Consider the following 6,809-nt stretch of genomic DNA (forward strand, 5'->3'; position numbering starts at 1 on the left):
TACGGATGAGGTATGGGCAAGGCGACAAAATTCAAGCGTTCAGGTGAATTTAAATCTTTTAATTTTGCTGATTTAAGTAAAAATTTAAGTTTTCGATCACAAATGCAATAAATTCTTGGGTGATTTTGGGCAAATGTTGTCTTGATGCATAGACTAACGACAAGGTGAGATCGGGTGCAGAAAAATCTGTAAATACCTGTTGCAAGCGTTGTTGAGCAATATCTTGGCGTACAAGCAAGGTCGGAAGCATGGCAATTCCTTCTGCTTTGAGACACATTTGATAGAGTGCAATCACATCATTGCTTTTAAACGTAACATTTAAAGGATAGTTCTGCGGTTGCTGATCTGTATCAAACAGAGTCCAGTATTGATTATGAGTATGATGAGCAATACAGTCATGTTGAATCAATTGGCTTGGGTGTGACAGGGGAGTGTGATCTTGTAAATAATGCGGGTGCGCACAAAAGATAGACTCAATTTGACAGACGGGACGAGCAATTAAACCCTCTGCCACTTTTTGGGTAATTCGCAAAGCAAGGTCAACTTGAGCATCCATCAGATCAATTGTATTTTCAGTAAGATATACATCAAAATGAATATGGGGGTAGCGTTTTTTAAACTGTTTAATGCATTCATTCACACCGAGCTGAAATAGAAATAGACCACAAGTAAAACGAATCGTGCCACTATGCTGTTCGGGTGCAGCCAAACCTTCAAGTAACTGTTGTTGCTGTAGGATATTTTCACAATAAAGCAGCGCTTTTTCGCCCGCAGGGGTCAGTGAAACTTTACGCGTATTGCGTTGAAATAGTCGCGTTGAAAATGTGGCTTCAAGATGCTCTAAATAGCGAGACACCATGGCTTTAGAATAATTTAAATGTTGCGCCGCTTTGCTGAGATTACCTTGATGAGCAATACAGACAAACACTTGGATGGCTTTTAATGTATCCATATTAATGATCATTGTTGCAAGATATGCAACATTTTATCTTAATTTAGGGTGTTTATTTGGCAATAATTGCAACGTAAAGTGTGTCTTATCAGATAGGAGACATATAAATGAACCTTAAACCTTATGCATTGGCATTGACAGCATTTGCTGTAACTTCAACAAGCTTTGCGCAAGACTTAAAAATCCAAAATTTCTTAGCAAAACCTGAACACTTTGGCGTGACTTCAACCTTGATCGAAGGTGATAAAGAAGTGTTATTGGTCAATGCGCAATTTTCTAAATCAGAAGCTTTACGAATTGCTGCAGACATTCTGGATAGCGGTAAAACCTTAAAAACGATTTTCGTGAGTTATGGTGATCCAGATTTTTACTTTGGTTTAGATGTCTTTAAGCAATATTTTCCAAATGTTCAGATTGTTGCGACACCAGAAACGGTAAAGCATATTCAAGATACACAAGCACTAAAAGTAGCGTATTGGGGACCAAAGATGGGAGCCAATGCGCCGAGCAAAATTATTGTTCCGCAGCCTTATACGGCTAAAACTTTAAAATTCGAAAATGAAAATATCGAAATTAAGGGTAAAAAAGAACTGACTTATTTGTGGATTCCAAGTGCTAAAGCTGTTGTTGGTGGGATTCCTGTCTCGTCAGGTATTCATTTATGGATGGCGGATACACCCAATACGAAAGATCGTAATGAAGTCGTACAAACTTTAGAAAATATTAAGGCATTAAATCCTCAAGTGGTTGTGCCTGCACATATGAAAGCGGGTGCTGCTGAAGGTTTAGACGCAGTTAATTTTTCAATCGATTATCTAAAGCAATATGAAAAAGCAGTGAAAGCCAGCAAAAATTCGGCTGAGTTAATTCAAATGATGCAAAAACAATATCCAGCTTTAGGTGAGTCAAGTAGCCTTGAGTTAGGAGCTAAAGTAGTTAAAGGTGAAATGCAGTGGCCTTAATCTAGTGCTCAAGATCAAAAAAGTCGTGGTTTTCCACGGCTTTTTTTATTTGCGCTACATTTATTTTTAATCAGAATTACGCAATTGTAAGCTTATGAGAGGATTGTGCGGTGTTTCTATGAATTATAAAAACATAAGCTGATCCTCTGTACACGACAAATTTCATAGGATCCTTGTCCTATCAGGCTTTTTCTTTCTTAAAATTGCTAGCACTTTCTTAAATTCTTCTTTTTTTCCAAAACCAATCAAACGTAGAATAGCCATTTGAACATAGTCCAAACCGTAGCGAAATAAACTTACTGAAAGTCGTCCATGCTTCTTTATTTTTATCGCTTTTTTCCGATCATGTTGCCATTCACCTGTTAAATAGCACCAACAGAAACCGATAGCTAGCACTGCTATCAATTTCTTGACTCGTCTAGGGTCTGTTAAACGAGTATTTTCAAGATTGAATCCACGTCCTTTGAGACAACTAAATAACGTTTCGATTTCCCAGCGTAATGCATAATCACGAATAGCAGAAGCATTAAACATAGGAGAAACAACAAGTAAAAGCTCTCCATCTTCTAATCGTAGCGCACTAATATACAGTTTCACTCGACCAACCCAAATACGTCGTTTACGACATTCAGTTTGACCAACTTGAAGATGACGAAATAAATCACTAATTTTATGATTCTTGGCTAAGTGATTGGTCACAATAAAGTTTTTTTAACACGTATACAGAAGTTAATGTCATTTTCAATTAACCATGTAAACCATTTCTCACCGATAAATTCTCTGTCTGCAAACACATTCACAATACGATCTTTACCAAAAATGGAGATAAAGCGTTGAATCAAAGCAATACGCTCTTTTGTATCTGAATTTCCACGTTTATTGAGCAATGTCCAAACAATAGGTATCGCTATTCCACGATAGACGATGGCTAACATCAAGATATTAATATCTCGTTTTCCCCATTTCCAATTAGTTCTATCCAAAGTTAATTGGACTTTATCGAATGAAAATATATTGAAAATTAACTGAGAAATTTGACGATAATCGAAATACTGATCTGCAAAGAAGCGTTGTATACGTCGATAAAATGATTGTGGTAAGCACTTGATGGGTAAGGCTTTAGATGCAGAAGAAAGATTACATGTCTGTTTTACAATTAATGCAAGCATAATCAGTGTAAAACATTTTGCATGTGACTTGTTCCACTTTAGATATTTGTTTAAGATGAGATGTAACTCATTGAAATGTGTCATCATATTCGTCGTCAGAAAACAAGTATTATGCCATTATTTCAATGAGTTATCTTTTTTTGTCGTGTACAAAGAAGCTGATCATATTATTGGGTTATTCAAAATGCACCCAAATTGATTAAGTAATTAAATTATTGGTGATTTGTGGTGAACATTTAAAAGTATTAGAGCGTGAATAATAAAGTGAACTGATTTAATAAAAATTGCAAAAACATCCTGCATAAATAACAAACTGCAACTAATCCTCATCACGTTCGAGAAAAAAATTGTGAATCATAGGCAACGCAAAGACAACTTTGCTTTTTGTCATAATGAAAGGAAATACGTAATGAAAAAGTTAGCATTGATTTCTATGGTGGTATCTGGTGTTGCATTAACGGCAGTAGGTTGCTCAACTCAAGGTGGTCTAGAAGCATCAGGTTCAGCGCAAACAAGTGCAAGTCCAACGGGTGTTCAAGGTGGCGTTGGTATTCAAGCGGATACATCTATGGGCGTTGATCATAGCGGTGCATCGGCGGATGTATCTGGTGCAGTAGATGCTGAGGCTTCAGCGCAGTAATTTATCATGACCTTTAAACACAATAGATCATCACATTGATGCCAATAGATCGATCGAATCATATACTGCTATATATGCTGTGTTAGAGGTGCTGAGTAAATTGAAAAAACTAGAATCATTGGCTTGATTCTAGTTTTTTGTTGTGGTGATTTAGCGTTTTATCAAACTGCGAAATTTGCCAAACTGACAATAAATAAATCCAATCCGGTCTATACACTCATACTTAAAATCGTAATGATGAGGATGTGCAACAAAAGTGCACATAGAAAATAGTAAAGGAAAAAATATGAAGCAATTTGCTCTAGTCTCTGTGTTAAGTCTAATGGTCATCAGCATGATTGGCTGTGTTTCTGTTGAAGCAACAGGTTCAACCAATGTTGGAGTTGGTTCTCATGGTGTTCAAACAGGAGGGGGCGTCAAAGCGCAGGTTCAACCTGGACAAGTTGGTGTTAATATTTCAGGTTCAGCTGCAGCAGGTCGAAAATAAAATTGTGTTTATAAAAACTCAAAAGTATTGAATATTCACTTTTGAGTTTTGTTTCAAATATGTCATAGATTAATCAATTGGCCTAAATAATGATCATGGATAAGCATAATGGTTAATGACTTTTGAAAACCAACAATATAGCGTACAAAATATTTTTAAATTCTTGATCTATCGCTTTGGATAAGCATATAGTCGAGAGGAAAAGAACGATGGATAGCGTAAGAAGGGGACAAAAAGTGACGGCATTACCTCAAAAAATACAAACCATTTTAGATCATGGACAAGGTCCTGCTGCACGAGCACTCGATAAGTTACCTACATTTGTACAAGAGTCTTTAGCTAAAATTTTAGGTTACCCACACCAATATCCTGATTTGGATGCATTTACCAAATGTTTGATGGCTGTTCAAATTAAACAAGGGCGCATTGGTTTTATTGGTGATGATCCGATTGAATCTCGACGCCAATTTGATGCGCAGATGCTCGCGATACTTAATAAATCGACATTTATTGAATCTGTTGAAGATATTCGTTTACCTTTACAAAGCGGTACAGTTTTCGCAAGACATTATCATCCAGCACCCAATAAGAAACTACCGATGATCGTGTTCTATCATGGTGGTGGTTTTGTTGTCGGTGGTTTGGATACGCATGATGAAGCATGTCGCCTCATTGCCAAATATGCGAAAGTTCAGGTCATGAGTATTGATTATCCGCTTGCTCCAGAAGTTTCACCTAAACTGCTTATTCAATCATGTGAAGATGCTTTAGCATGGGTATATCAAAATCGCCGTCAGTTAAAGATCTATAAAAATCGTATTGCGGTCGCGGGGGATAGTGCTGGCGGAAATATTAGTACAGTTGTTGCACAGCATTCAGTGGGTAAGGCCTATGCGCCTCAAGCACAGTTACTAATCTATCCTGTGGTTGATTTTAAAAGTAGACACCCATCATTTTATGCTTATGGTGAAGGTTTAGTCTTGACCAGTAAAGATGTGGATTATGTGACAGCGTATTATGCCACCCAACATAATGTTGCTTTGGATAACCCATTAATTTCTCCAACCTATGGTGGTTTAAGAAAACTTGCACCTGCTTATGTGATCACAGCAGGGCATGATTTACTTCATGATGAAGGTGAAATTTATAGTCATAAACTTAGACAAAATGGCGTTAAAGTGAAATATATTGATTATCCAGACCAAACACATGGCTTTATCAACTTAACGCCTATTTCAACCAAAGCAAGACGCAATACCGTCGAAATTGCACGGAACTTTAGAAAGTTCTGGGACAAACACAGTTAAGCCGCCACGTACTGTAGTGCTATGTTTCACGTGGAACATGGCACTTAACAAATAAAAATAGTAAAGACCGATATGTAAAACTAAAATTAGGCTTCACGGTTAATTCTATTCTTAGACTGAGAATATAAAGATGAAAAAGTTATTTATTACGGCTAGTTTATTACTCGCAAGCAGCCATTTATTTGCAAATACCATGGTTGAAATGAAAACGAGTATGGGGAATATCGAAATTGAGCTTTTTGATGATAAAGCACCAGTTTCGGCAAAAAACTTTGAAAGTTATGTAAAAAGCAATTTTTACGCAGGGACGATTTTCCATCGTGTGATTCCTGGTTTTATGGTTCAGGGCGGTGGCTTAGATGCCAATATGGTAGAAAAGACAACCAAAGCACCAATCGTAAACGAAGCAAGCAATGGTTTGAAAAATACACGTGGTACTTTAGCAATGGCGCGTACGCGAGATCCAAACTCTGCTACAAGCCAATTTTTCATTAATGTTGTAGATAATAGTTTTCTAAACCGATCTGCAATGGATGCAGGTTATGCTGTTTTCGGTAAAGTGACCAAAGGTATGGAGGTCGTTGATAAAATCGTGAGTGTGCCTACGGGTAATCAGGGATTGCATCAAAATGTACCTAAACAACCTGTTAAAATCATTAGCGTTCAAATAAAGAGCAAAAAATAGAAAAGTGAAGCAGAAATATAAATAAAGTATTTCTGCTTTTATTTCATGTACTTGCTATCGTTTTTAAATAGTTTGAATTGATTTTGTGCACAAAAAAAGAACACTCAATAAAACAAGGGTTTAAAAAAGCTTGCATGCCTTTAAAAAACTCCTATAATGCACCTCATCCCGACGCGATACACGAAAATATCTTAGCTTACAGGGTTAAGGTGGTAGGTAGTGTTTTGCGTTAATTTCTTGCTGACGAAGTAAGAAATTAATCATTAAGAGAATAGAAGAACAACTTGTGTGGATTTTTACTGGTTAATCGATCGAAAATATTTCATTGATTGAATGGTAGAAATTACTCGAAGTTTATTTGAGAAATTAATGTCAGAAAATTGATGAGCCAAGATTTGTAGCCATAAGCTACTAATGATTTTAAACTGAAGAGTTTGATCATGGCTCAGATTGAACGCTGGCGGCAGGCTTAACACATGCAAGTCGAGCGGGGAAGGGTAGCTTGCTACCTAACCTAGCGGCGGACGGGTGAGTAATGCTTAGGAATCTGCCTATTAGTGGGGGACAACATTCCGAAAGGAATGCTAATACCGCATACGTCCTACGG

Annotated in this window: 7 protein-coding genes and 1 rRNA gene; 6 read left to right on the forward strand and 2 right to left on the reverse strand. The window is 37.0% G+C overall.

Features of this window, described 5'->3' with window-relative positions; all coding sequences use genetic code 11:
* Positions 1–58: 58 nt before the first annotated feature.
* Complete coding sequence (locus F927_RS13850) at positions 59–952, reverse strand: LysR family transcriptional regulator (RefSeq protein WP_017394688.1); 894 nt, start codon at positions 950–952, stop codon at positions 59–61.
* Between the two features lie 107 nt (positions 953–1,059).
* On the opposite strand from F927_RS13850, the gene F927_RS13855 reads away from it, so the two are divergent.
* Positions 1,060–1,914 (forward strand): MBL fold metallo-hydrolase, encoded by an 855-nt coding sequence (locus F927_RS13855; protein ID WP_004637354.1) that lies wholly within the window; start codon positions 1,060–1,062, stop codon positions 1,912–1,914.
* A 162-nt stretch (positions 1,915–2,076) separates the two neighbouring features.
* On the opposite strand, the gene F927_RS17120 is transcribed toward F927_RS13855, so the two are convergent.
* Positions 2,077–3,167, reverse strand: a protein-coding gene (locus F927_RS17120; RefSeq protein WP_107010211.1) for an IS4-like element ISAba33 family transposase whose coding sequence is annotated in 2 segments (ribosomal slippage) — positions 2,077–2,627 and positions 2,627–3,167 — 1,092 coding nt in all. Because the reading frame shifts where the segments join, the coding sequence is not laid out codon by codon here.
* A 325-nt stretch (positions 3,168–3,492) separates the two neighbouring features.
* Here F927_RS17120 and F927_RS13870 point away from each other — a divergent pair.
* The 5 genes from F927_RS13870 to F927_RS13890 all read left to right on the forward strand — a co-directional run.
* The gene (locus tag F927_RS13870; RefSeq protein WP_005086115.1) at positions 3,493–3,723 is read left to right on the forward strand and encodes a hypothetical protein; all 231 of its coding nucleotides are present in this window, start codon (positions 3,493–3,495) and stop codon (positions 3,721–3,723) included.
* Between the two features lie 286 nt (positions 3,724–4,009).
* Positions 4,010–4,210 carry a hypothetical protein gene (locus F927_RS13875; protein WP_005086118.1) on the forward strand — a complete coding sequence of 67 codons (201 nt, stop codon included), beginning with the start codon at positions 4,010–4,012 and terminating at the stop codon, positions 4,208–4,210.
* Between the two features lie 236 nt (positions 4,211–4,446).
* Positions 4,447–5,517: an alpha/beta hydrolase gene (locus tag F927_RS13880; protein ID WP_174703631.1), complete on the forward strand. Its 1,071-nt coding sequence runs from the start codon at positions 4,447–4,449 to the stop codon at positions 5,515–5,517.
* Between the two features lie 130 nt (positions 5,518–5,647).
* Positions 5,648–6,202: a peptidylprolyl isomerase gene (locus F927_RS13885; RefSeq protein WP_004637358.1), complete on the forward strand. Its 555-nt coding sequence runs from the start codon at positions 5,648–5,650 to the stop codon at positions 6,200–6,202.
* 422 nt (positions 6,203–6,624) lie between these two features.
* Positions 6,625–6,809, forward strand: a 16S ribosomal RNA gene (locus F927_RS13890); the annotation flags it as partial.

Source organism: Acinetobacter haemolyticus CIP 64.3 = MTCC 9819, from assembly GCF_000369065.1.
In the GTDB taxonomy this organism is placed as follows: Bacteria; Pseudomonadota; Gammaproteobacteria; order Pseudomonadales; family Moraxellaceae; genus Acinetobacter; species Acinetobacter haemolyticus.

Coding starts and splice junctions, on each gene's coding strand:
- F927_RS13870 (WP_005086115.1), top strand. CDS start 3,493: ATGAAAAAGTTAGCATTGATTTCTATGGTGGTATCTGGTGTTGCATTA.
- F927_RS13855 (WP_004637354.1), top strand. CDS start 1,060: ATGAACCTTAAACCTTATGCATTGGCATTGACAGCATTTGCTGTAACT.
- F927_RS13850 (WP_017394688.1), bottom strand. CDS start 952: ATGGATACATTAAAAGCCATCCAAGTGTTTGTCTGTATTGCTCATCAA.
- F927_RS13885 (WP_004637358.1), top strand. CDS start 5,648: ATGAAAAAGTTATTTATTACGGCTAGTTTATTACTCGCAAGCAGCCAT.
- F927_RS13875 (WP_005086118.1), top strand. CDS start 4,010: ATGAAGCAATTTGCTCTAGTCTCTGTGTTAAGTCTAATGGTCATCAGC.